This window comes from Pseudomonas sp. DR48, from assembly GCF_019823085.1.
Taxonomy (GTDB): domain Bacteria; phylum Pseudomonadota; class Gammaproteobacteria; order Pseudomonadales; family Pseudomonadaceae; genus Aquipseudomonas.
The window spans coordinates 4,892,690-4,916,606 of the sequence record NZ_CP081946.1 but is presented as its reverse complement, the minus strand read 5'-3'; the positions used below and the strand labels follow the sequence as shown (position 1 = coordinate 4,916,606).

Sequence of the window (23,917 nt, the reverse complement as noted above, 5' to 3'; positions counted from 1 at the left end):
TCAGGCTTGATGAATGGAAGTGGATGTCTTGTCGCGACGGAAAAACGCCAGGCGTTCTTCATCCAGACTCAGGCCCAGGCCCGGCGTGTTCGGCACATGCAGCTCGAAATCGCGGTAGACCAGCGGCTCGCTGAGTATGTCTTCGGTCAATAGCAACGGGCCGAACAGCTCAGTGTCCCAGGCCAGTTTATTCAGGGTAACGAAGGCGTGGGCCGACGCCAGCGTGCCGATGCCTCCTTCAAGCATAGTGCCGCCGTACAGGCCGATACCGGCGGCTTCGGCGATGGCGGCCGTACGCAACACAGCGCGTGGCCCGCCGTTCTTGGCGATCTTCAAGGCAAACACCGACGCAGCACCGTCGCGCGCCAGATTGAAGGCGTCTTCCACGCATTCGATGGATTCATCGGCCATGATCGGTGCCGGGCTCATGGCATTCAGGCGCACCATACCCGCACGATTGTTGCGCGAGATCGGTTGCTCGATCAGGTCGATGCCGTTGCTGCCCAGAATCCGGCAGGCGCGCAAGGCGACCGCTTCGTCCCAGGCCTGATTGACATCGACCCGCACACTGGCGCGATCGCCCAGGGCTTTCTTGATGGCAATGACGTGGGCCAGGTCGCGATTGACTTCGCCGGCCCCGATCTTCAGTTTGAAAATGCGATGGCGGCGCAGGTCGAGCATTTTTTCCGCTTCGGCGATGTCCTTGTCGGTGTCGCCGCTGGCCAGGGTCCAGGCCACTGGCAGCGCGTCACGAACGCGACCGCCAAGCAACTCGCTGACCGGCAGGCCAAGGCGTTTGCCCTGGGCATCGAGCAACGCGGTTTCGATACCTGACTTGGCAAAAGTATTGCCACGGATGCTGCGCTCCAGGCGCAACATGGCGGCGTTGACATTGGCGCTGTCCTCGCCGATCAACAGCGGCGCGAAGTGCGTGTCGATGTTGGTCTTGATGCTGTCCGGGCTTTCGTTGCCGTACGCCAGGCCACCGATGGTGGTGGACTCGCCGATGCCTTCAATGCCGTCGGCGCAGCGCACACGGATGATCACCAGGGTCTGGTGCTGCATGGTGTGCATGGCCAGTTTGTGCGGGCGGATGGTCGGCAGATCGACAATGATCGTCTCGATCGATTCAATGGCTGTAGCACGCATTTCGATACCCGTCAGGTTCTTGAAGTTCTGGAACGGATTCTCATACGGCTTTTTGCTGGCGGCCAATATAGAATTGGTCTGGCTCGATACCTTAAAGGTATTCAACTGATCAACGCCTGGAGGCCCCATGGAACTGCGTCACCTACGCTATTTTCAGGTGTTGGCTCAAACCCTCAACTTCACCCGCGCCGCCGAACTGCTGCACATTGCCCAGCCACCCCTGAGCCGGCAGATCCAGCAGCTGGAAGACGAACTCGGGGTGTTATTGCTCGAACGTGGCCGCCCGCTGAAGCTGACCGATGCCGGGCGTTTCTTCCATGAGCATTCCACCGCCCTGCTCGAACAACTGGCCAAGACGTGCGACAACACCCGACGCATCGGCCTGGGGGAAAAGACCTGGCTGGGCATCGGTTTTGCGCCGTCGACGCTTTACGGCGTGCTGCCAGAACTGATTCGCCGGCTGCGCAGCGGCGAGCCCCTGGAGCTTGAACTCGGGCTTTCGGAAATGACCACCCTGCAACAGGTGCAGGCGCTCAAGGCCGGGCGCATCGACATCGGTTTCGGGCGGATTCGCATCGACGATCCGGCGATTATTCAGACCGTGCTGACTGAAGACCGGCTGGTCGCCGCCTTGCCCGCCGGCCATCCGCTATTGGCCGGGCCGATCAGCCTTCGCGAACTGGCCAAGGAACCCTTTGTGCTGTACCCCGGCAACCCCCGCCCCAGCTATGCCGATCATGTGATTGCACTGTTCGAGTCCTATGGCGTGAGCATCCACGTGGCGCAATGGACCAACGAGCTGCAAACGGCAATCGGGCTGGTTGGCGCGGGAATCGGGGTCACGCTGGTGCCGGCCTCGGTGCAGTTGCTGCACCGCGACGACATTGGCTTTACCCCGTTGCTGGAAGACAACGCGACCTCGCCGATCATCCTCAGCCGGCGCGTGGGCGATGTGACGCCGGGGTTGAATCATTGTCTGAAGATGATTGATGAATTGTTGCCCCGGGACTAACCGGCGAAGGCCCGGCGTCCGGCGCGCAACTCGGTGCGCAACTCGCCAACGAAGTCAGAGATCGCGCGGATGCTGGTCAGTTGCGCCGGCGACACGCAAGGGATCAGCAAGTCGATACGCCCGGTTGCCGGGTCGTACACCTTGATCCGCAGCAACCCGTTGGAATTCTCGGTGCATTCGCAGGCCAGCGGTTCAAAACCGGACTCCACAATGCTGCAAAGGACTGAAATGGGCACCATGACGAACGCCTCCGTGGCTGATGATCAAATTCAACTCGATCAGCATAGACCCGCTTTCACGCGCCTGCGCCAGCGACTACCCATACGCTGTGTTAGCTGCTTCTCGTTTTGGCGATGTTTTAGTGCGAATCCCCGTCCCATATCCAATTCCAGATTCCCGGCAGTTTCACGGACTGGGAACTGTCGGTAACGGTGCGCGCCATGGCCGCCCGTTGCAGCGCCGCGGTGTCGTCATAAAACGGTTTCTGCGCCAGCGGCACGCCGGTGGCATTGGCACTGTCGAGCAGGATTTGCAGGTATTCGCGGGTATGCCGGGCGGTATATCGATTCAGGTCATGGAACGTCACCACCACCGGAATCACACCGTCCACCGTCGGCAGTTCGCCCTTGGCAATCCGTTCCCGTACTTCGGACAGTTGGCGCAGCATGTTCGCCCGGCGCCGAGGGCTGGCATTGAAGCCCCAGATCTTGCCGTCATTGGCACTGAGGTCGGTCAGCAACACGTGCATCCCGTGACGCTGGTAGGCCGCGAACACACGTTTGTCGTAATTCCAGAATGGCGGGCGCACCAGGGTCGGCGGCGCGCCGGTGATCGCGGCAATGTCGGCGCTGCCTTTGCTCAGCGACTGTTCCAACTGTTCCGGACTCAACGAGCGGTGATTGGTGTGCGAATGGGTCGCGGTGTGGAAGCCCAGCACATGCCCTTCCGCTTGTTCGCGGTGCATGACCCCACGGCCGATGTCGCTGTCGCCGGCCCGAGGCGCGCCGGTCTGAACGAAGAACACCGCTTTGATTCCCGGCAGCACCGGGTTCTGGGCGAGGCTGTCGAGCACGATCATGCTTGGGTTCCAGAAGCTCGATGCACTGGGGCCGTCGTCGAACGTCACGAGGAAGCGGATCGGCGCCTGCTCGTGCAGACGCTGCTCGGTCTGCGGGGTCAGTTCGATGGGTGAAGCGATGCAGCCAACCAGCCCTACAGCGAGGGTGAGTGCGCAAAAAACCTTGAACAGCTGTTTCATGTTTTGCCTTGGGGCCAGACCTTTATGGTCATCACGTTAATTGGCAAAAACCCTTCGCCCATTCATCCATTGTCGGCCCGCAGGTTGCTGCAGGCCGAGGTTGGATCAGGGTACACAGTGTTTGGTTCCAGCGCTCACCCGCGTTGGTTTACTGCGTCAGCGACTGCTGGAACGAGTGGTCGATAATCGGCGCGGTGGCCAATGCCGTGGGCAACGCCTTTACCTTGAACAGGAAGTCCGCCGTGCTCTGCAGGTCAGTGGCGGCCTGCGCATCCACAGGGCCGACGGTCATGTGCGCCTGGCGCAACCAATGGCGGGACACGTTCTGGTCGAGGTTGGCCTTTTTCGCCCACAGGTCAGCATATTCATCGGTGTGGTTGTCGACCCAGGCCCGGGCTTTTTTAAGGCGCACGAGGAAGTCGGCAATGGCTTCGCGCTTGCTATCGATAGATGGCGTCGAAGCCGCAATCGCGCTCAGGCCGGGCATGAGGTTTTTCGCCGTGAGAATCGGCCGAGCGCCGGAAAACAGGATCTGTTGGGAAATGTACGGTTCCCACACCGGGAACGCGTCGATGCTGCCCTGCGGCAACGCGGCAGCAGCGTCTATGGGCATCAGTTTGATGAAGTCGACATAGTCCTCCGGCAGATCGGCTTTCTCCAGCGCACGCAGGGTCAGTTGCTGGCTCCAGGCGCCAGGCCAGTAAGCGACTTTTTTGCCCTTGAGGTCGGCGATGGTTTTGACCGGTGAATCCTTGGGCACCAGCAAGGCGATGGTGTCGGGGTTCTGCCGTGAGACACCGATCAACTTCACTGGCGCCTGTTTGGCGGCCAGGAACAGGAAGCCGGAATCACCGAGAAACCCCACATCCAGCGCACCGGTACTCAGCGCTTCGGCCAGCGGCGCGGCGGCCTGGAAGTGTTTCCAGTCAACGGTATAGGACGCGCCTTCCAGCACACCCGACGCTTCCACCGAAGCGCGAACGTTGTAGTAGTTCTGGTCACCAACATGCAAAACGACGGGTTCTGCGGCGTAGCTCAGTGGCGCGGCAAACAAGGCGCTGGTCAGCAGACCGCGCACGAATCGGGACAGGTTCATCGAAGGCTCCAGGGACGATATTTTTATAGACCCTAACGCTCTTAAAGCGGCCTTTGTAAATTCGATTTAAGCATAAGCTCATGACCGTAAGCAGGCAGTGTTCGCCCAGCAACAGCGAGCCAACAGACTGTGTTCAACGCGACATTCCCAGACCTCGCCCGCCCCGCCAATCTCCCGAAAAACCTGTGATGTCCCGACATGGCACAGAGCCTGCAATATTCCTTTTATGCAGGAAGCAACCGTAAGAAATAATTTTCTGAACATAAGAATCTCGCCGCCTTGCCCGGAGCCGCTCCATGAAACCGACCTTCCGCTTTCCCAACGTCAGGTATTTGCTCAGCGCCTGCGCACTGGCCCTGAGCCTGCAACCCGTGGCACAGGCAGCCGAAACACCACCGGCCGAAGTGCATCTGGATTACGCCTATTACTCACCGGTGAGCCTGGTCCTCAAACACTTCGGTTTCCTTGAGCAGGCCCTGCCGCAAACCAAGGTCAGCTGGGTATTGAGCCAGGGCAGCAACCGTTCGTTGGAATACCTCAACAGCGGCGGCGTCGACTTTGCTTCATCCGCCAGCCTGGCCGCCGTGCTCAGCCGCGCCAACGGTAGCCCGATCAAATCGGTCTACGTCTACAGCCGCGCCGAATGGACCGCGCTGGTGGTGCGCAAGGATTCCCCGTACAAAACCGTGGCCGACCTCAAAGGCAAGAAAATCGCAGCGACCAAAGGCACCGACCCGTACCTGTTTACCTTGCGCAGCCTGCAACAGGCTGGCCTGACCAAGGACGATGTCGAACTGGTGCACTTGCAGCACCCGGACGGTCGCACCGCGCTGGAGAAAGGTGATGTCGACGCCTGGGCCGGCCTTGATCCGCACATGGCCGCCAGTGAAGTCCAGGCCGGTTCGCGCCTGCTGTATCGCAACACCCAGTTCAACAGCTATGGCGTGGTCAGCGTCACCGACACCTATGCCAAAGAACACCCGCACACCATCGAAACCGTCCTCAGTGCCTATGAGAAAGCCCGTGAATGGGCGGTGAAAAACCCGGACGAACTGGCGAAATTGCTCGCTGCCGAATCCGGGCTGCCATTGGAAGTGGCCAAGCTGCAACTGTCGCGCACCGACCTGAGCAGCCCGCAACTGACCGCCAAGGATGTCCTCGCGTCCAAGGCAGCCGCGCCGATTCTGGTTTCCGAAGAACTGGTTCGTCGCGGGGTCAATGTCGACCAGGTGATCGATCAGTTGCTCGACACCGGTTCCAGGCAAACCGTGGCGCATGTAGGAGCTGTCGAGTGAAACGAGGCTGCGATCTCTCGATCTTGATTCATCGTGACAGGAGCCCCCATGACCAGCAAAAGCAATAACCTGCCCGCGCCTCTGGCATTGCCTGCACCGCGTCGCCTGAGCACGGCCTGGCAATTGCGTCTCAAGGGGCTGGCGCTGCCGGTGCTGATCATCCTGCTACTGGAATTGGTCGTGCGCATCGGCTGGTTGCCCTCGTATCAAATGCCGGCACCGAGCGAGGTCGCGTTGACCCTTGGTGATCTGGCCGAGGGCGCGCTGTGGAAACACATCAGTGCCAGCCTGCTGCGAGTGCTGCTGGGTTTTGCCATTGGCGCCAGCCTGGCCTTGGTGTTCGCCGCATGGGTCGGTTTGAGCCGCGAAGCCGAAGCCTACCTGGAACCGACGTTCGCCGGTTTGCGCTCGATTCCGAGCCTGGCCTGGGTGCCACTCCTGCTGTTGTGGCTGGGCATCGACGAGACCTCGAAAATCGTCTTGATCGCCATCGGCGCGTTCTTCCCGGTGTACCTCAACGGCGTCGCGGCGATTCGCGACATTGATCGCAAACTGGTGGAAGTCGGCCAGATGTACGGCTTCAGCCGCCGTCGGCTGGTCCGGCGGATCCTGTTGCCAGCCGCCCTGCCCGGCCTGTTCACCGGATTGCGCAGCGGCATGAGCCTGGCCTGGATGTTTCTGGTGGCCGCCGAACTGATCGCCGCGACCAAAGGCCTGGGTTATCTGCTCAGTGACGGTCGCGAGACGTCACGCCCAGACATAGTCCTGGCCGCGATCATCGTATTGGCGCTGCTGGGCAAGCTGAGCGACGGCATTCTCGCCGCACTGGAAAAACGCTTCCTGGCCTGGCGCGACACGTTCAACGGCCAAAGCGCAGAGGATTGAGCCATGCCTGAACACCTGCTGGATATTCACGTCGAGCGCAAAACCTTCGCCGCCACCACCGTCCTCAAAAACATCCACTTGCAGTTGCAGCCCCGTGAAACCGTCAGCCTGCTCGGCCCCAGCGGCTGCGGTAAAAGTACCTTGCTGCGGATCGTCGCCGGCCTGGAAAAAGACTTTCAGGGCGAGTTGCGCAACACCGCAGGGGAAGTCGCCTTCGTTTTTCAGGAACCCCGGCTGATGCCGTGGCTGACGGTCGAACAAAACATTGGCTTCAGCGCCGACAGCCATTACGACAAGGCCTGGGTCGCGCAATTGATTGAAGAAGTCGGCCTCGGCGGATTTGCGCAGGCATTGCCAAAAGCCTTGTCCGGGGGCATGGCGCAACGGGTGGCGATTGCCCGTGGCCTCTACTCGAGACCGCAGGTGTTGCTCCTTGATGAACCCTTCAGCGCCGTGGACGCGTTTACTCGGATGAAGCTTCAGGACTTGCTGCTGCAACTGGCCGAACGTCACGCCATCGCCCTGCTACTGGTGACTCACGATGTCGATGAAGCCTTGTACCTCAGCGATCGGGTCCTGGTGATGGACAACCGCCCCAGCAGCATTCGTCAGGAGCTGGCCGTGGAACTGACGCATCCGCGTGATCGGCGAGACCCGCTGCTGGCGCGTCTGAAGGCGTTGTCGTTGACGGAGTTGCAGCGTGCCCATGTGATTTGAAGTCTGGGCTGGCTCTTGCCTGTCAGGAATCAGGGCAAGGTGTTGATTAATAAACTTGTTTTAAAGTCGATAAAACAGACAGACCTGTATATACAACAGCAATCGAAGTAAAGTCATTGAAAGGCAGTAACGTTACAACGAGTGTTTCAAATCTGAAGCGCTTGTCTTTGCGCAAATAAAGAAGACGTTAACCGCTTGTCCGACAATTTCAACGCCGTGCATACATTTAATAACACTACCGATAGCATGCGCGCCGCACTTCCCCTTGCAACACCAGTTGACCAAAGAGTCAGCAAACAAGGAACCCCCTAATATCAACAAGCCTTGTAGAGAACCCAGTTGCGCGACGATCTTGCCAATACCCAACTTTTCGTTGTGGAGTGTGTGTATCTGTCGCTGACAGAACGCTTTCAAATCGACTGTTTCATCGGGCAATACATAAGCACCCGAAACCTCCACTCAGTTCCCAATATCAGCGACATCCTTCGTTCAACCCTCAAGGCCTATTGCGGCACGCCTCCGATCATGGTCAATGAGTTGAATGCATGGATCGACAAGACATTGGGCTATCGTGCGTTTCATCCAGACTTTGCGCCGCTGGACGATCTTTGAGTCAATGTTCGTTTGACTGATTAATAAACTGAGCGAACGCGAGTAACTGGGTATTACGCATATACGCTGGAATTTTGATGGATTGACTTTGCGTTCATGAAAAGCATCGCTCTTAGGCGTAATGCTGTTCGCTTAAGGGTGTTTTGGGGTTGGGGTTGGGGTTGGGTACATATCCGTTGTTTTGGTGATGGCGGATATTGGTTCCGCCCTGACGGCGGGTCACTTGGAAGAGCGCCAAGTAACCAAGCGCTTGCGCCCCTGACGTACGGTGCCTCGCCTAGGCTCGGCATTCCCTCACTCCGGTCCTGCTCCGTGGGCCCGCCGCCATCGGCCATCCATGGCCGGGGGCGGCTAACCCGGCATCCATGCCGGGTTGCCCACTACGCAGAACCTGCGTTCGGCCTCCCGGCGGGGCAGATCAAGATCAAGATCAAAATCAAAAGCGCAAGGCGAGCTAACGCTCGACCTGAAGAGTGGTGAGGAGCCACGGGTGTACACCGTCAAAATGTGGGACCGAGCTTGCTCGCGATGAGGCCCTGTCAGTCGGCTGTGATGTTGCCTGTAATGCCGCCATCGCGAGCAAGCTCGCTCCCACAGGTATTGAGTACATCTGCCAAAGCCAGGCTGGCCGGAAAGGTCACCTCGCGTTGCTGATCATTCCCACGCTCCGCGTCACCCTTGCGCAAGACTCAAACCTTGCATCGACAGCGGAACGCAGAGCGTCCCCGGCGGCATTCCCACGCGGAGCGTGGGAACGATCAGCAACCACAACGCGCAAGCGTTGAAGAATCAGGTTGGCCCGCAGGCCGCCTCGCTTGGCTTTGGCGGTGCACGCCCCCTCGTGAGGCCGAGCGCAGGTTCTGCGCAGTGGGCAACCCGGCATGGATGCCGGGTTAGCCGCCCCCGGCCATGGATGGCCGATGGCGGCGGGCCCACGGAGCAGGACCGGAGCGAGGGCATGCCGAGCCTTAGCGAGGCACCGAACGTCAGGGGCAAAAGCGCTTGGTTACTTGGCGCTCTTCCAAGTGACCCGCCGTCAGGGCGGAACCCTAAGCCGCCGTTACCGCAGCAACGGATATGCCCCCAATCCCAACCCCAACCCCAATCCCATCCCCAAAACATTACGCTCTTGCTCAGGTTTTTTGCTCGGGAGTCAGGGCTTCAGAGGACGCTCTTCATCGCGGTCTGACAGCTCCCGACTATCGTCATGCTTCCAGGTCGGGGTTGATGAACGCTTCTGCCGCTCAATCTCTTCCTCCGAAGGCTCATCCTCTTCGTCTTCCAGGTCCTCACGCTTAGGGTCATTAGCCATACTCACCTCACTGCCTGAAGGGATCCACCTTTAAGCGTAGAACAATTTCCAGCCCCCGACTCAGAGCCACCAGCGCAGCAAAAAGAAGAAGCCCATGCTCAACAGCATGCTGAGCAACGTATTGCGGGTGTACAGCACCAGCCCTACCGCCACCAGCGAACTGATCAGGTAGGGGTTGTCCCACTGCAGATTCAACTGTTTGTCCGGCATGAACACGATAGGCCCGCAAATCGCAGTCAACATCCCCGGCACCGCGAACCCGAGGAACTGCCGGGCATTGCTGCTCAAGCGTACCGGCAGTCGCGGTTCGAGGAACACGTAACGGTTGAGAAAGACCAGCACGCCCATCCCGATAATCACCGCCCAGACCATCATGTGCGCTCCCTGTAAAATTTGTTGCAGACAAAGCCTGCCGTCATACCCGCCAACCCCGACAGCACCAGCGCCGAGCCCCACTGCCAATAGCTGAACAACACCGAACAAAACAACGAAACCGCCACACAAACCACCGTCGGAACATTGCGTACCACGGGGGTGATCAAGGCAATAAAGGTCGCTGCAATGGAGAAGTCCAGCCCCAGATGCTCAAGCCCCGGAATGCTGCTGCCCAGCACGATGCCAGCCAGGGTGAACAGATTCCAGGCGACATAAAATGTCAGGCCCACGCCCAGGGCATACCAGCGATTGAACTGTTGTTTGTCATGCTGACTGGTCAGGGCAAACAATTCATCGGTGAGCAAAAAGCCCAGGCCCACACGCCAGCGACCCGGCAGCGGGGAAATCACCGAGCGCATGCTCATGCCGTACAGCAAATGCTGCGAGGTGAGTAACAACGTGGTCAGCAGAATCGAGAAAATCCCGGCACCGCCCTTGAGCATGCCGATCGCAACCAGTTGCGCGGCACCGGCGAACACGATGCTCGACAACCCCTGGCCTTGCAGGGGCGTGAGATTGGCCTCGATGGCCATGGAACCGGCCAACAGTCCCCACGGCGCGGTCGCCAGGGACAACGGCATGATCGCTACGGCGCCGCGAAGAAAGGCGCTGCGTGGCAGGAGTGAGTTCGACATAACGCTCTACAGCCAGGGAAAGACTTGCAACAGTGCCAGCCGCTACGTCCGAAGGCTTGAACAATCTTGCGCACTTGCGGGCAAGCCGCTGTCCTCCATGGAACCGAGTAGCATGGACTCATTGGCATTGCGCATCAGGGAGTCGACATGCTTTACCGGATAGCCGCCGATGGGCTGGTGCTGTTCCACCTGTTGTTCATCCTCTTCGTGCTGTTCGGCGGGTTGCTGGTGCTCAAGTGGCGCCCGCTGATCTGGGGGCATCTGCCCGCCGCGGCATGGGGAGTGAGCGTGGAAGTCTTGCACCTGACATGTCCGCTGACCGAGTGGGAAAACCGCATGCGCCTTGCCGCCGGACAAACCGGTTACGGCGGTGGATTCATCGAGCACTACGTGTGGCCGGTGATCTATCCGGCCGGGCTGACACCGGCGATCCAACTGGCGCTGGGCAGCGTGGTGCTGGCAGTCAACATGTTGATCTATCTTCGGTTGTTCACGTTGTGGAAGTTACGCCGGTATGGGAAACCCCGCGCGAGGGGCGCGCGGACCTGATTATCGGCGCCACCCACAAACCGCCGGCCATCCCCGGCCTTCGCAATCAGTTGGCAATCACACTCATGTTGCGCCCGCTGGCCTTGGCCACATACAAAGCCTTGTCCGCCGCGCCGATCAGGTCGTCGGGCGATTCTTGCAAGGCCCTGTCATAGGCACAAACTCCCACACTGACCGTCACCGTCCCCTCCGGGCTTTCCTTATGCTCGATATTGGCTTGCTGCACCGCGCGGCGGATTTTTTCGGCCACCAGAAACGCCCCGACGTAGTCGGTGCCGGGCAGCACGACGGTAAATTCCTCGCCGCCATAACGGGCGGGAAGATCGCCGGGGCGCTTGATGTTGTCCTGGATGATCGCGCTGATGTTGCGCAGACACTCATCACCGGCCACATGACCGTAACGGTCATTGAAATTCTTGAAGTGATCGACATCGATCATCAACAGGGCGAGGTGGGTTTGGGTGCGTCGGGCGCGGCCCATTTCCGCCAGGATAAACAGGTCGAACTGACGTCGATTGGAAAGGCCGGTCAAGGCGTCTTCCAGCGCCAGCAGTTCCAGGCTGCGATTGACCTCGATCAGTTTGTCCCGGGCATCGAGCAAGACGCTCTGAATATGATTCTGCTGTTTCATGAAACGAATGAGGCGATAACCCAACGCCCCCAGAAACATCAGCAGCAAGAGCACGATGCCCGCGCCCAACGCAGTCTCCTGACGCCATCCCGCCAGGACCTCTTCCTTGTCGAGCGCTACGAAAACGATCAGCGGATATCCCTCGACCCGTCGAAACCCGACCACCCGTTCAACACCGTCCAGATAGGACTTGACCGTTGCCGTGCCGAAACTGGCGCCGGGCAACAGTTGGGTAAACAGCGGGCCATTGGCGAGGCTGATACCGACTTCCGACTCTTTGAACGGCCGTCGAACAATGATGCTGGCATCGTCGGCAATCAGGTTGATTACGCCATTGCTGCCCATGTCGATGCTGTCGTAAAGCTCAAGGAAATGGCTGAGATAGATCGTCGCCAGCGCCACACCGGCGAAACGGCCATCCGGGTGGTTGATCCGGCGCGACACGGTCATGATCCATTCGCCGCTCGAGCGGCTTTTGATCGCCGGCCCGATATGCGGCCCACGGTCAGGATGATCACGATGGAACGCGAAGTACTCGCGGTCGGAATTGTTCGCGCCCGGCACATCCGCGCCATTGGAATTGGCCACCCAGCGCCCTTCTTCATCAAACACAAACAGCCCATGGAGCTGGGGCAATTCACTGCGCTGATCCCTGAGCAAACGTTGCAACCTGGGGAGCCGAGCCGGGTCCATGCCGTCGTTTTCGAGACGATCGACCAAGGTGAACAGCAGCGTATCAGCCTGCTTGATCGACGCTCGCGCTTGCGACGCCAAGGTCTGCGCAAGGTTGGACATCGCCACTTCTTTGTCATGCAGATGGTACTGGCGTGAGGTCCAGGCTTCCCAGACCGCTATCGCGGTCATCGACAGACACACCGCCACCAGCAGCAATACGGCGTGTCGGACCCTGAATCGGGACTCAACCAGATCGGGCAGCCAAGGCGCAGCGGCGACGCTGTTTTCAATTCGGTCTTTAGTGGACGGATGCGCCATGACGTTCCCTGGTTCCTGATGACAAGGCGAATGTTCCTGTTCGCCCGTTCAATGGCATCTCAACAAGATAGGTGATTTGCCGGTTCGTGCCGGGGTTTGTGTCGTGATGATGGGCCGACACCACCGGTTTACCGCGACGGCGGCCTCATTGCCTCAAGCCAGGCCGGATCCAACTGCGTTTGTTGAGTGTCGATACCCAGCGCTTCCATCCGCGCCTTGTGTTGATCCATTTCGCGGGTCAACTGGCTGTGGTCGCTGGAGTTGCCGTCCAGTTCGTGCATCTGGCTCAGGCCCAGGTGATAGAAGCGCAACAGCTTCATGGCCGTCGGATCACCCTGCTCCACCGCCGCCGTTACCTGGTGCATGATGTTGGTGACGCTCATCAGACTGCGCTTGAGCCGCCAGCCGTAGACCGCTGGTGCCATCCATTCCTGGCTCCAGAATTTGCCGCGCATCAGCGCCGCCATCAGCAGCACAGCGACAAACACCCCGCCGACGTTAAACCGCAGATTGTCGCCGCCGGGCTCACCGAACAGCGCCACCGCCGCCGTGGACAGCACCATCGCCAGCGCCAGGAAAATCAGGGCAATAATCACCGTGCTGCGCCGCGTCTGTTGTCGAAAGCGTTCGGCGTTCATCGGCTGGATTTCGAACATTGCGTCGGGTTTCCTTGGGTCGGAGGGCAAAAAGACTGCGGGGCATTATCGCCCCTGCGCAGGATTTAGCTATGCTGAGGCTCCTTTTCATCTTTTCATCGTTAAACGGGGAAATGGCGATACAGCGCAGTTCGTGCCATCTTCTTTCATGGATACATACTATTCGGATGCCATTTGCCTGTATGAATGTCATCGTTTTAAGGATCATTGAATGACCCAACGCCATGTAATCAACGCCTCCGTCAGCCCTAAAGGCAGCCTGGAAACCCTCTCTCAACGTGAAGTCCAGCAACTGAGTGAAGCCGGATCCGGCAGCATCTACACCCTCTTCCGCCAGTGCGCCCTGGCCATCCTCAATACCGGCGCCCATGTTGATAACGCCAAGACCATCCTTGAAGCCTATAAAGACTTCGAAATCCGCATCCACCAGCAAGACCGCGGCGTGCGCCTGGAACTGCTGAACGCCCCGGCCGACGCCTTCGTCGACGGCGAAATGATCGCCAGTACCCGGGAAATGCTGTTCAGCGCCCTGCGCGATATCGTCTACACCGAAAACGAACTCGACAGCCAGCGCATCGACCTGAGCAACTCCCAGGGCATCAGCGATTACGTATTCCACCTGCTGCGCAACGCCCGCACCCTGCGCCCCGGTGTCGAGCCGAAAATCGTGGTGTGCTGGGGCGGCCACTCGATCAACACCGAAGAATACAAATACACCAAGAAAGTCGGCCATGAACTGGGCCTGCGCAGCCTCGACATCTGCACCGGTTGCGGTCCCGGCGTGATGAAAGGCCCGATGAAAGGCGCCACCATCGCCCACGCCAAGCAGCGCATCCACGGCGGCCGATACCTGGGCCTGACCGAGCCGGGCATCATCGCCGCCGAAGCGCCAAACCCGATCGTCAACGAACTGGTGATTCTGCCGGATATCGAAAAACGCCTGGAAGCGTTCGTCCGTGTGGGCCACGGCATCATCATTTTCCCGGGCGGCGCCGGCACGGCCGAGGAGTTCCTGTACCTGCTGGGCATCCTGATGCACCCGGACAACGCTGGCCTGCCCTTCCCCGTGGTCCTCACCGGGCCGAAACATGCAGCGCCGTATCTGGAACAACTGGACGCGTTCGTCGGCGCAACGCTGGGTGAAGCGGCCAAGCAACATTACCAAATCATCATCGACGACCCGGCTGAAGTCGCCCGGCACATGACTCAAGGCCTCAAAGCGGTCAAACAATTCCGCCGCGAGCGCAATGACGCCTTCCATTTCAACTGGCTGCTGAAAATCGACGAAGGCTTCCAGCGCCCGTTCGACCCGACCCACGAAAACATGGCCAACCTCAAACTCAGCCGCGACCTGCCAGCCCACGAACTGGCAGCCAACCTGCGCCGGGCGTTCTCCGGCATCGTCGCCGGTAACGTGAAGGACAAAGGCATCCGCTTGATCGAAAAACACGGGCCTTACCAGATCCGTGGCGACGCCGGCGTAATGAAACCGCTGGACCAACTGCTCAAGGCGTTTGTGGCCCAACACCGGATGAAACTCCCGGGTGGCGCGGCCTATGTGCCGTGTTATCAAGTCGTCGCTTGATAAAACCGTTCCCGCGCGAGCGCGGGAACGACAACCGACGAACTGACAAGCTGCCGCAATTGCCTCTGCAAGAGGCTGCGGCGGTTTACTTGCGTGCGAAGGCACTGCCTCCGAGCTCTCTGTCGCCTGTCAGTACGCCATCGCGAGCAGGCTCACTCCTACACAAAGCAGATCGACGCAACGCTTTTGCCCTTCACCACTCAACAAGCCGAGCGGTAGCTCGCTTGCAGCTCTTGATCTTGATGCACACGCCCCCTCGAGAGGCCGAGCGCAGGTTCTGCGCAGTGGGCAACCCGGCAAGGATGCCGGGTTAGCCGCCCCCGGCCATGGATGGCCGATGGCGGCGGGCCCACGGAGCAGGACCGGAGCGAGGGCATGCCGAGCCTTGGCGAGGCACCGAACGTCAGGGGCAAAAGCGCTTGGTTACTTGGCGCTTTTCCAAGTAACCCGCTGTAAAAGCGGAACCAATAGCCGCCGCGACCACAAAAACGGATATGTACACCCAAAAGAAAATGGTCGGCTACCAGGCCGCCATCGCGAGCAGGCTCACTCCCACAATGGTCCTGGGTACATCCACATAATCAAACCGGCGCCACACCCTCGACAATAATGACCTCAGCCCGTGCCACGCCCTCACGGTGCCGTTTCGCCTCCTGATACTGCTCGCTGTGATAGCAGGCCAGCGCCTGCTCATACGAATCAAATTCAATCACCACACTGCGTTGCGGCGTCGGCCGGCCCTCCATCGCTTCGCTACGCCCGCCCCTGGCCAACATCCGCCCCCCGTACAACGCAAAAGCCGCCGGCGCCCGCTGGGTGTATTGGCTGTATTGATCGGGATCGGTGACATCGACATGAGCAATCCAGTACGCCTTCATAGTGACCTCTCGGTTTATTTTGTATTATGGTATACCACATTATATTCCCGCCAAACACTGAGAACCCAACATGGCCTTCAACAGCATCGAAGAAATCATCGAAGACTATCGACTCGGCAAGATGGTGCTGCTGGTTGACGATGAAGACCGGGAAAACGAAGGCGACCTGCTGCTCGCCGCCGACTGCTGCACACCGCAAGCAATCAGCTTCATGGCGCGAGAAGCTCGCGGCCTGATCTGCCTGACCTTGACCGACGATCACTGCCAGCGGCTCGGACTGGAACAAATGGTGCCGAGCAACGGCAGCGTGTTCAGCACCGCGTTTACCGTCTCCATCGAGGCCGCCGTCGGCGTGACCACCGGCATCTCTGCCGCCGACCGCGCACGGACAGTGGCCGCAGCCGTTGCCGCCGACGCCGTACCGGCTGACCTGGTGCAGCCAGGCCACATCTTTCCATTGCGCGCCAAGGAAGGCGGCGTGCTGACCCGCGCCGGGCATACCGAGGCCGGCTGCGACCTTGCCCGCCTGGCCGGCTTCACGCCCGCCTCGGTGATCGTCGAAGTCATGAACGACGACGGCACCATGGCGCGACGCCCCGACCTGGAAATCTTCGCGCGCAAGCACGGGATCAAGATCGGCACCATCGCCGACCTGATCCACTATCGCCTCAGCACTGAACACACCGTGGTGCGAATCGGTGAGCGTGAGCTGCCCACGGTGCACGGCACTTTCCGCCTGATTACGTTTGAAGACCGCATCGAAGGCGGCGTTCACATGGCGATGGTCATGGGCAACCCGCAACGCAACGAACCGACGCTGGTACGCGTGCACGTAATCGACCCGTTGCGCGACCTGGTGGGCGCCGAATACAGCGGCCCTTCCAACTGGACGTTATGGGCAGCCTTGCAACGGGTGGCGGCCGAAGGTTGCGGCGTGGTGGTGGTGCTGGCCAATCATGAATCGTCCCAGGCCTTGCTCGAACGAGTGCCACAATTAACCCAGGCACCCCGTCAGTTCAGCCGTTCGCAATCGCGCATCTATTCTGAAGTAGGGACCGGGGCACAGATTCTGCAAGACCTCGGCGTGGGCAAGCTGCGTCACCTCGGCCCGCCGCTCAAATACGCAGGCTTGACCGGTTACGACCTGGAGGTCGTCGAGAGCATTCCGTTCACCGGATAAGCGCAGACGCGTCGCAGGTCGCCACCACAGCGCGGCCTGACGGAAAAAAACCCGCTTTTGGCTGATGGCCGGTAAGGCAAAGTGCTTGCACAAAGTTTGGAATACCATAATATGATATTCCATAGACCGGACGCTTCAGCCAAGTGCCCCCGACAGGGAAAGCACCAATAACAGCCCTTGGCACGGTCGCCGTTAGAGGCCAGATGGACCTACTGCTCCCGATAGGCGGGCATTACCAAGCCCGCTCAAAAACACAACAAATGAGGGCGTGAAAATGGTGTTGAACAAACGTGCAACCGCAGTACTGTTCGCGGGTTTACTGGCCACGGTCAGTCACGCGGCCATTGCGGCTGAAAGCGTCAACTTCGTCAGTTGGGGCGGTAGCACCCAGGATGCGCAGAAGCAGGCCTGGGCCGATCCGTTCAGCAAAGCCAGCGGCGTCACGGTGGTCCAGGACGGTCCAACTGACTACGGCAAACTCAAAGCCATGGTCGAAAGCGGCAACGTGCAATGGGACGTGGTTGACGTCGAAGCCGACTTCGCCCTGCGCGCCGCCTCCGAAGGCTTGCTCGAACCCCTCGATTTCTCGGTGATCCAGCGCGACAAAATCGACCCGCGATTTGTTTCCGATTACGGCGTCGGTTCGTTCTTCTTCTCCTTTGTCCTGGGCTACAACGAAAGCAAGCTCGGCGCCAGCAAACCTCAGGACTGGTCCGCACTGTTCGACACCAAGACCTACCCCGGCAAACGCGCCCTCTACAAATGGCCAAGCCCAGGCGTGCTCGAACTGGCACTGCTGGCCGACGGCGTGGCTGCCGACAAGCTCTATCCACTGGACCTGGACCGCGCCTTCAAGAAACTCGACACCATCAAGAAAGACATCGTCTGGTGGGGCGGTGGTGCACAGTCGCAACAGTTGCTGGCCTCCGGTGAAGCGAGCATGGGCCAGTTCTGGAATGGCCGGATTCACGCCCTGCAAGAAGACGGCGCGCCGGTGGGTGTGAGCTGGAAGCAGAACCTGGTCATGGCCGACATCCTGGTCGTGCCTAAAGGCACTAAAAACAAGGCAGCGGCCATGAAGTTCCTGGCCAACGCGAGCAGCGCCAAAGGACAGGCCGACTTCTCCAACCTGACCGCCTATGCGCCGGTCAACGTCGACAGCGTGGCACGCCTGGATTCAGTGCTGGCGCCTAACCTGCCGACCGCCTACGCCAAGGATCAAATCACTCTTGATTTCGCGTACTGGGCCAAGAACGGTCCGGCCATCGCGACACGGTGGAACGAATGGCTGGTCAAATGAAAATGGCGGCAACAGCTTCCTCTCCAGCAACGAAGACCGGGAGCGCCGCTGGCGCTGCCGGGGCGGTTCCCGGCAAGGCCGCTGTGCCGAAGCAATCTGCGTCCATGGCGCAGCGCTGGCGTGGTGCGAGCAACCTGATTCCGGCCCTGCTGTTTCTGGGCCTGTTCTTCCTGGCGCCGTTGATCGGCCTGCTGCTGCGTGGTGTGCTGGAACCCGTTCCGGGACTTGGCAACTACGAGCAGCTGTTCGCCAACTCGGCGTATGCCCGGGTCTTGCTCAACACCTTCTCCGTGGCCGGCCTGGTAACGCTGTTCAGTCTGCTGCTGGGTTTCCCGCTGGCGTGGGCCATCACCCTGGTGCCGCGTGGCTGGGGACGCTGGATCCTCAACATCGTGCTGTTGTCGATGTGGACCAGCCTCCTCGCCCGCACCTATTCCTGGCTGGTGTTGCTGCAAGCCTCCGGGGTGATCAACAAGGCGCTGATGGCGATGGGCATCATCGATCAGCCGCTGGAGATGGTGCATAACCTCACCGGCGTGGTGATTGGCATGAGCTACATCATGATCCCGTTCATCGTCCTGCCGCTGCAGGCGACCATGCAGGCCATCGATCCGATGATCCTGCAAGCCGGTTCGATCTGCGGTGCCAGTCCCTGGACCAACTTCTTCCGGGTGTTCCTGCCGCTGTGCCGGCCGGGGCTGTTTTCCGGAGGACTGATGGTGTTCGTGATGTCGCTCGGGTACTACGTCACCCCGGCCTTGCTCGGTGGTGCGCAGAACATGATGCTGCCCGAGTTCATCATTCAACAGGTGCAGTCCTTCCTCAACTGGGGCCTGGCGAGCGCCGGTGCCGCGTTGCTGATCGTGATCACGCTGGTGTTGTTCTACTTCTACCTGAAGCTTCAGCCGGAATCCCCGGTTGGCGCCAGCAACGCGAGGTAAGCCATCATGCTACTGACTCCCAATGCCATGAGCCGGCGCATGCGCCTCGGCCTGTATTTCACGACCGGGCTGATCGCGCTGTTCCTGCTGCTGCCGATCGTGTTCATCGTGCTGCTGTCCTTCGGCTCCTCCCAGTGGCTGGTGTTCCCGCCACCGGGCTGGACGCTGAAGTGGTACGGCCAGTTCTTCTCCAATGCCGACTGGATGAACGCCGCCGTGGCCAGCCTCAAGGTCGCGGTCCTGACCACCTTCTTCGCCGTGGCGCTGGGCTTGCCCACCGCGTTTGCACTGGTGCGCGGACGCTTCCCGGGTCGGGAAATGCTTTACGGCCTGTTCACCCTGCCGATGATCGTGCCGCTGGTGATCATTGCCGTGGCGGTGTACGCGCTGTTTCTCAAGCTCGGCTATACCGGGACGATGTTTGCCTTCGTCGTCAGCCACGTGATCGTCGCGTTGCCGTTCACCATCATCTCGATCATCAACTCGCTGAAGCTGTTCGATCAGTCGATTGAAGATGCGGCGGTGATCTGCGGCGCCTCGCGCCTGCAAGCGGTGTTCAAGGTGACCTTCCCGGCCATTCGTCCGGGCATGGTGGCCGGCGCCCTCTTCGCCTTCCTTGTCTCGTGGGATGAAGTGGTGCTGAGCGTGATGATGGCCAGCCCGACCCTGCAAACCCTTCCCGTGAAAATGTGGACCACCCTGCGCCAGGACCTGACGCCTGTGATCGCCGTCGCTTCGACGTTGCTGATCGGCCTCTCGGTATTGGTCATGGTGATCGCCGCCGCCGTTCGCCGGCGCAATGAAATCAGCGCCTGAGCGCCCAGGAGTACGACATGAGTGCAGTGATCAAAGATTCCGCGCAACACAGTGACCAACCCCTGGTAAGCCTGCGCAACCTGAACAAGTACTACGGCGAATTTGCCGCCGTGGACGACATCTCGCTGGACATCAAGGACGGTGAATTCCTCACCTTCCTCGGCTCCAGCGGCTCCGGTAAAAGTACAACGCTGTCGATGCTCGCCGGCTTCGAAACCCCGAGCAGCGGCGAGATCCTGGTCAATGGCCAATCGCTGGTCAACGTGCCGCCGCACAAGCGCGACATCGGCATGGTGTTCCAGCGTTACTCGCTGTTCCCGCACTTGTCGGTACGCGACAACATCGCGTTCCCGCTGGCCATCCGCAAGCTGCCCGCCGCCGAGCGCGAGCGTCGGGTCGATGCGATGCTCAAGCTGGTGCAACTGGAACAGTTCGCCCATCGTCGCCCTTCGCAACTCTCCGGCGGTCAGCAGCAGCGGGTCGCCATTGCGCGAGCGCTGGTGTATGAGCCCCGTATTTTGCTGATGGACGAACCGCTCGGCGCGCTCGACAAGAAACTGCGTGAAGATTTGCAGGACGAACTGCGCCAGCTGCACCGGCGCCTGGGCATCACCATTGTTTACGTGACCCACGATCAGGAAGAAGCCATGCGTTTGTCTCAGCGCATTGCGATTTTCAGCCATGGCAAGATCGTCGGGCTGGGCAGTGGTTTTGATCTGTATCAGAACCCGCCGAATGCGTTTGTCGCGTCGTTCCTCGGTAACTCGAACTTCCTCAAGCTCAAGGCTCAGGGCAACGCGGTGGCTTCGTTTGAAGGGCAGTCGCTGTCGATTCGCCTGACTGCCGGGTTGCAGATCGATCAGGATGTGCTGCTGATGGTGCGTCCGGAGAAGGCGTTGGCGCTGAGTGTTGAGCAAGCAGCTCGGGAGCCTCTGGCGGCGGGCTGGAATGAGGTGTCGGCGATTGTCGGTGAGGTGTTGTTTCTGGGTGAGAGCCAGACATGCACCGTCAAGACGCTGGGTGGGACTTCGATGACTGTGAAGGCGCTGTCTGCTGCGGGTATGCCGCTCAAGACGGGGGATCCGGTTCGTGTGCGTTGGGCTACTGCGGATGCGTGTGTGTATACCGAGTGGGCTGAGAGTGATTTGAACAAGGCTGCCGGGGCGCATTGATTTTCGGCTGGGCCGTATTACATAGCGTCACCCTCGGGTCGCTGCAACGTCGGGTTGTGGTGGCCCTTTTTTTTTGGTTTTGGTTGGGGGCATATCCGTTTTTTTTGTGATGGCGGATATTGGTTCCGCCCTGACGGCGGGTCACTTGGAGAAGCGCCAAGTAACCAAGCGCTTTTGCCCCTGACGTTCGGTGCCTCGCTAAGGCTCGGCATGCCCTCGCTCCGGTCCTGCTCCGTGGGCCCGCCGCCATCGGCCATCCATGGCCGGGGGCGGCTAACCCGGCATCCATGCCGGGTTGCCCACTGCGCAGAACCTGCGCTCGGCCTCACGAGGGGGCGTGCACTGCCAAAGCCAAAACGAGGCGGCCTGCGGGCCGACCTGTTTGCTCAACGCTTGCGCGTCCTGATCGTTCCCATGCTCCGCGTGGGAATGCCGCCGGGGACGCTCTGCGTTCCGCTGTCGACACCAGGCTTGAGTCTTGCGCGATGGTGACGCGGAGCGTCACGGGATGCATTCCCACGCGGAGCGTGGGAACGATCAACATCAAACCGCGAGATGACCTTCCGGCCAGCCTGGCTTTGCCGGATGGACTCAATACCTGTGGGAGCGAGCTTGCTCGCGATGGCGGCATTACAGGCAATATCACCGCCGACTGACAGGGCCTCATCGCGAGCAGGCTCACTCCCACATTTTGACGGTGTACACCCTGGCTTCTCACCACTCATCAGGCCGAGCGTTAGCTCGCCTTCCGCTTTTGATCTTGATCTTGATCTGCCCCGTCGGAAGGCCGAACGCAGGTTCTGCGCAGTGGGCAACCCGGCATGGATGCCGGGTTAGCCGCCCCCGGCCATGGATGGCCGATGGCGGCGGGCCCACGGAGCAGGACCGGAGTGAGGGAATGCCGAGCCACAGCGAGGCACCGTACGTCAGGGGCGCAAGCGCTTGGTTACTTGGCGCTCTTCCAAGTAACCCGCCGTCAGGGCGGAACCAATAGCAGCCATTACCAAAACAACGGATATGTACACGACCAAAAAAAACGCCCGACCAAAGCCGGGCATTCCAGACCAAACAACCAACGTAATCAGTCAGCAAACCCCAACCGCGAAACCCTGCCCACCTGCACCTGCCCCCGCGTCGCCAGGCAATAGTAAAGCGGACACGTCACCACCAACCCCACTAACCAGGACAAATCCGCACCGTCCACCAGATTGGCATAAGGCCCCACATACAACGACGTATTGGCAAACGGCAGCTGCACAACAATCCCGATGAAATACGCCACAATCGCATGCCAATTGAACCGCCCGTAAATCCCGCCATCCGCACGGAAAATCGAAGCAATGTCATAACACCCACGCTTGATCAGATAAAAGTCGATCAAGTTGATCGAAGCCCAAGGCACCAACACCAGCAACAACGCCAGAATCAACCCGATGAACTGCGAAATGAAATCCGCCGAAGCCCCCAACGCCACCACACAGCAGCCCGTCAGCACCACACTCGACAACACCACACGCACCTTGATGCTCGGCGTCCATTGACTGGCAAACGTCTGGATCGAAGTAATGATCGACAGCACCGCGCCATACAGATTCAAGGCGTTGTGGCTGATGATATTGAGCAGAAACAACACCATCAAAATAGGCCCCAACCAACCGGTGGATTGCTTCACGGCCGCCATCGCTTCAGTGCCTTCCGGCGTCGCCAAAACCGCGACTGCACCAAAGCTAAAAGACAAAATGGTACCCAGGGTTGCCCCCAGATAAGTGGCAAAAAACGGACGGGCAATCCCGATGTCGGCGGGCAGGTAACGCGAGTAGTCCGACACGTAAGGCGAAAAACTGATCTGCCAGATAATCCCCAGCGACACCGTCGCCAGCCAGCCGGACACATTGAAACTGCCGCGAGTGAAAAAGTCGGCCGGCAAGTCATGAGCAAAGATGTAAAGGAAACCGGCCAGCAAGGCACTGCCCATCACCCAGGTCCCGATTCGGTTTAGGGTATGAATGAAGCGGTAACCGATCACCCCGATCGCCGTGGCGCTCAAGGCACCGATCAGGATGCTCGCCGGCACCGGAACCGAAGGCGCAATGCCGACGATGGATTTGCCAGCCAGCACGATGTTGGAGATGAAAAAGCCGACGTAGATGAGTGCGGCAAAGAATACGATCAGCAGCGCACCATAACGACCGAACTGGCCGCGACTCTGGACCATCTGCGGAATGCCCATGCGCGGGCCCTGCGCCGAGGCCAGGGCGATCACCAGGCCTCCCACCATGTGCCCAAGCGCAATGGCCAGCAACCCCCAGAACAGATTGAGGTGAAACACTTGCACCACCATCGCACCGGTGACGATGGGCAGTGGCGCAATGTTGGTGCTGAACCACAAAGTGAAAAGATCGCGGGCCTTCCCATGGCGTTCCGCGAGAGGGACGTAATCGACCGTGTGATTCTCGATCAGGGGGTCTTGCCGGGACATCTGGGACATGTGCATGAACTCGAGTTTGTCTGATCTTATATTTGTATGAAGCCAAACCGGGGGAGCTCTTGGGCCGCCCCTCAGATGGCAGGCATATTATGGTATTCCAACTTTTTCACAAGGCTGATCTGGTCTTTTTGCGACGATCTGCGCCGCTATTCGGAGTCATACAAAATCTCACTTAATCGTTAAAGCGCCCGTAATCATTGGATGAAACGCCAATGACACACGTTTATCGATCCACAAAAAAAGCCCTTGCAAACTATGTATTACGGTATACCATCAGACCTACAAACACATAAAAACCCGTACCACACCGCCAGAGGACCGT

General features: G+C 59.7%; 23 protein-coding genes. 12 read left to right on the top strand and 11 right to left on the bottom strand.

Going from position 1 to position 23,917, the window contains the following annotated elements:
• Complete coding sequence (locus tag K5K95_RS22340) at positions 1 to 1,149, bottom strand: muconate cycloisomerase family protein (RefSeq protein WP_167360544.1); 1,149 nt, start codon at positions 1,147 to 1,149, stop codon at positions 1 to 3.
• 127 nt (positions 1,150 to 1,276) lie between these two features.
• Between K5K95_RS22340 and K5K95_RS22335 the strand changes: the two genes are divergently transcribed.
• Positions 1,277 to 2,161 carry a LysR family transcriptional regulator gene (locus tag K5K95_RS22335; RefSeq protein ID WP_222586143.1) on the top strand — a complete coding sequence of 295 codons (885 nt, stop codon included), beginning with the start codon at positions 1,277 to 1,279 and terminating at the stop codon, positions 2,159 to 2,161.
• On the opposite strand, the gene K5K95_RS22330 is transcribed toward K5K95_RS22335, so the two are convergent.
• From K5K95_RS22330 to K5K95_RS22320, 3 genes are all read right to left on the bottom strand, one after another.
• Positions 2,158 to 2,400, bottom strand: a complete 243-nt coding sequence (locus tag K5K95_RS22330) for a DUF1652 domain-containing protein (RefSeq protein ID WP_222586142.1) — start codon at positions 2,398 to 2,400, stop codon at positions 2,158 to 2,160. The genes K5K95_RS22335 and K5K95_RS22330 overlap by 4 nt on opposite strands.
• A gap of 119 nt (positions 2,401 to 2,519) precedes the next feature.
• A complete protein-coding gene (locus tag K5K95_RS22325; protein WP_222586141.1) occupies positions 2,520 to 3,419 on the bottom strand; it encodes a polysaccharide deacetylase family protein in 900 nt (299 codons plus the stop codon).
• 148 nt (positions 3,420 to 3,567) lie between these two features.
• Positions 3,568 to 4,515 carry an ABC transporter substrate-binding protein gene (locus K5K95_RS22320; protein WP_090183110.1) on the bottom strand — a complete coding sequence of 316 codons (948 nt, stop codon included), beginning with the start codon at positions 4,513 to 4,515 and terminating at the stop codon, positions 3,568 to 3,570.
• 296 nt (positions 4,516 to 4,811) lie between these two features.
• Here K5K95_RS22320 and K5K95_RS22315 point away from each other — a divergent pair, with 296 nt between their 5' ends.
• From K5K95_RS22315 to K5K95_RS22300, 4 genes are all read left to right on the top strand, one after another.
• Positions 4,812 to 5,810, top strand: coding sequence for an aliphatic sulfonate ABC transporter substrate-binding protein (locus tag K5K95_RS22315; RefSeq protein WP_222586140.1), 999 nt, complete (start codon positions 4,812 to 4,814; stop codon positions 5,808 to 5,810).
• A gap of 48 nt (positions 5,811 to 5,858) precedes the next feature.
• Positions 5,859 to 6,695 (top strand): ABC transporter permease, encoded by an 837-nt coding sequence (locus K5K95_RS22310; protein WP_222586139.1) that lies wholly within the window; start codon positions 5,859 to 5,861, stop codon positions 6,693 to 6,695.
• Positions 6,696 to 6,698: 3 nt separating this feature from the next.
• Entirely contained in the window at positions 6,699 to 7,412 is a 714-nt protein-coding gene (locus tag K5K95_RS22305) for an ABC transporter ATP-binding protein (RefSeq protein WP_222586138.1), read from the top strand.
• A 339-nt stretch (positions 7,413 to 7,751) separates the two neighbouring features.
• Positions 7,752 to 8,024, top strand: coding sequence for a hypothetical protein (locus K5K95_RS22300; protein ID WP_222586137.1), 273 nt, complete (start codon positions 7,752 to 7,754; stop codon positions 8,022 to 8,024).
• Positions 8,025 to 9,177: 1,153 nt separating this feature from the next.
• Here the strand turns inward: K5K95_RS22300 and K5K95_RS22295 are convergent.
• The 3 genes from K5K95_RS22295 to K5K95_RS22285 are packed head-to-tail and all read right to left on the bottom strand — an operon-like array spanning position 9,178 to position 10,406.
• The gene (locus K5K95_RS22295; protein WP_222586136.1) at positions 9,178 to 9,336 is read right to left on the bottom strand and encodes a hypothetical protein; all 159 of its coding nucleotides are present in this window, start codon (positions 9,334 to 9,336) and stop codon (positions 9,178 to 9,180) included.
• A gap of 60 nt (positions 9,337 to 9,396) precedes the next feature.
• Complete coding sequence (locus K5K95_RS22290; RefSeq protein WP_162830874.1) at positions 9,397 to 9,708, bottom strand: AzlD domain-containing protein; 312 nt, start codon at positions 9,706 to 9,708, stop codon at positions 9,397 to 9,399.
• Positions 9,708 to 10,406, bottom strand: coding sequence for an AzlC family ABC transporter permease (locus K5K95_RS22285; RefSeq protein ID WP_222586135.1), 699 nt, complete (start codon positions 10,404 to 10,406; stop codon positions 9,708 to 9,710). Before K5K95_RS22285 ends, K5K95_RS22290 begins: the two co-directional genes overlap by 1 nt.
• Positions 10,407 to 10,553: 147 nt before the next feature.
• On the opposite strand from K5K95_RS22285, the gene K5K95_RS22280 reads away from it, so the two are divergent.
• Positions 10,554 to 10,955, top strand: coding sequence for a DUF2784 domain-containing protein (locus K5K95_RS22280; RefSeq protein WP_222586134.1), 402 nt, complete (start codon positions 10,554 to 10,556; stop codon positions 10,953 to 10,955).
• A gap of 46 nt (positions 10,956 to 11,001) precedes the next feature.
• Here the strand turns inward: K5K95_RS22280 and K5K95_RS22275 are convergent, their stop codons facing one another.
• Both K5K95_RS22275 and K5K95_RS22270 read right to left on the bottom strand, forming a co-directional pair.
• On the bottom strand, positions 11,002 to 12,579 hold the full coding sequence (locus tag K5K95_RS22275; RefSeq protein WP_222586133.1) for a sensor domain-containing diguanylate cyclase: 1,578 nt from the start codon (positions 12,577 to 12,579) through the stop codon (positions 11,002 to 11,004).
• A gap of 128 nt (positions 12,580 to 12,707) precedes the next feature.
• The gene (locus tag K5K95_RS22270; RefSeq protein ID WP_222586132.1) at positions 12,708 to 13,235 is read right to left on the bottom strand and encodes a DUF3087 domain-containing protein; all 528 of its coding nucleotides are present in this window, start codon (positions 13,233 to 13,235) and stop codon (positions 12,708 to 12,710) included.
• A gap of 211 nt (positions 13,236 to 13,446) precedes the next feature.
• Between K5K95_RS22270 and ppnN the strand changes: the two genes are divergently transcribed.
• On the top strand, positions 13,447 to 14,820 hold the full coding sequence (ppnN, locus tag K5K95_RS22265) for a nucleotide 5'-monophosphate nucleosidase PpnN (RefSeq protein ID WP_222586131.1): 1,374 nt from the start codon (positions 13,447 to 13,449) through the stop codon (positions 14,818 to 14,820).
• Positions 14,821 to 15,401: 581 nt separating this feature from the next.
• On the opposite strand, the gene K5K95_RS22260 is transcribed toward ppnN, so the two are convergent.
• Complete coding sequence (locus K5K95_RS22260) at positions 15,402 to 15,698, bottom strand: DUF1330 domain-containing protein (protein WP_222586130.1); 297 nt, start codon at positions 15,696 to 15,698, stop codon at positions 15,402 to 15,404.
• A 70-nt stretch (positions 15,699 to 15,768) separates the two neighbouring features.
• On the opposite strand from K5K95_RS22260, the gene ribBA reads away from it, so the two are divergent.
• The 5 genes from ribBA (at position 15,769) to K5K95_RS22235 (ending at position 21,107) form a co-directional block, all read left to right on the top strand.
• Positions 15,769 to 16,878: a bifunctional 3,4-dihydroxy-2-butanone-4-phosphate synthase/GTP cyclohydrolase II gene (gene ribBA, locus K5K95_RS22255; RefSeq protein WP_222586129.1), complete on the top strand. Its 1,110-nt coding sequence runs from the start codon at positions 15,769 to 15,771 to the stop codon at positions 16,876 to 16,878.
• 274 nt (positions 16,879 to 17,152) lie between these two features.
• Positions 17,153 to 18,178, top strand: a complete 1,026-nt coding sequence (locus tag K5K95_RS22250; protein ID WP_208667913.1) for an ABC transporter substrate-binding protein — start codon at positions 17,153 to 17,155, stop codon at positions 18,176 to 18,178.
• Positions 18,175 to 19,119 carry an ABC transporter permease gene (locus K5K95_RS22245; protein ID WP_222590390.1) on the top strand — a complete coding sequence of 315 codons (945 nt, stop codon included), beginning with the start codon at positions 18,175 to 18,177 and terminating at the stop codon, positions 19,117 to 19,119. The genes K5K95_RS22250 and K5K95_RS22245 overlap by 4 nt, the downstream gene beginning before the upstream one ends.
• Positions 19,120 to 19,125: 6 nt before the next feature.
• A complete protein-coding gene (locus tag K5K95_RS22240) occupies positions 19,126 to 19,935 on the top strand; it encodes an ABC transporter permease (protein WP_222586128.1) in 810 nt (269 codons plus the stop codon).
• A 17-nt stretch (positions 19,936 to 19,952) separates the two neighbouring features.
• A complete protein-coding gene (locus K5K95_RS22235) occupies positions 19,953 to 21,107 on the top strand; it encodes an ABC transporter ATP-binding protein (RefSeq protein ID WP_090183083.1) in 1,155 nt (384 codons plus the stop codon).
• A gap of 1,081 nt (positions 21,108 to 22,188) precedes the next feature.
• Here K5K95_RS22235 and K5K95_RS22230 read toward each other — a convergent pair.
• Positions 22,189 to 23,595 (bottom strand): purine-cytosine permease family protein, encoded by a 1,407-nt coding sequence (locus K5K95_RS22230; protein WP_222586127.1) that lies wholly within the window; start codon positions 23,593 to 23,595, stop codon positions 22,189 to 22,191.
• Positions 23,596 to 23,917 lie beyond the last annotated feature (322 nt).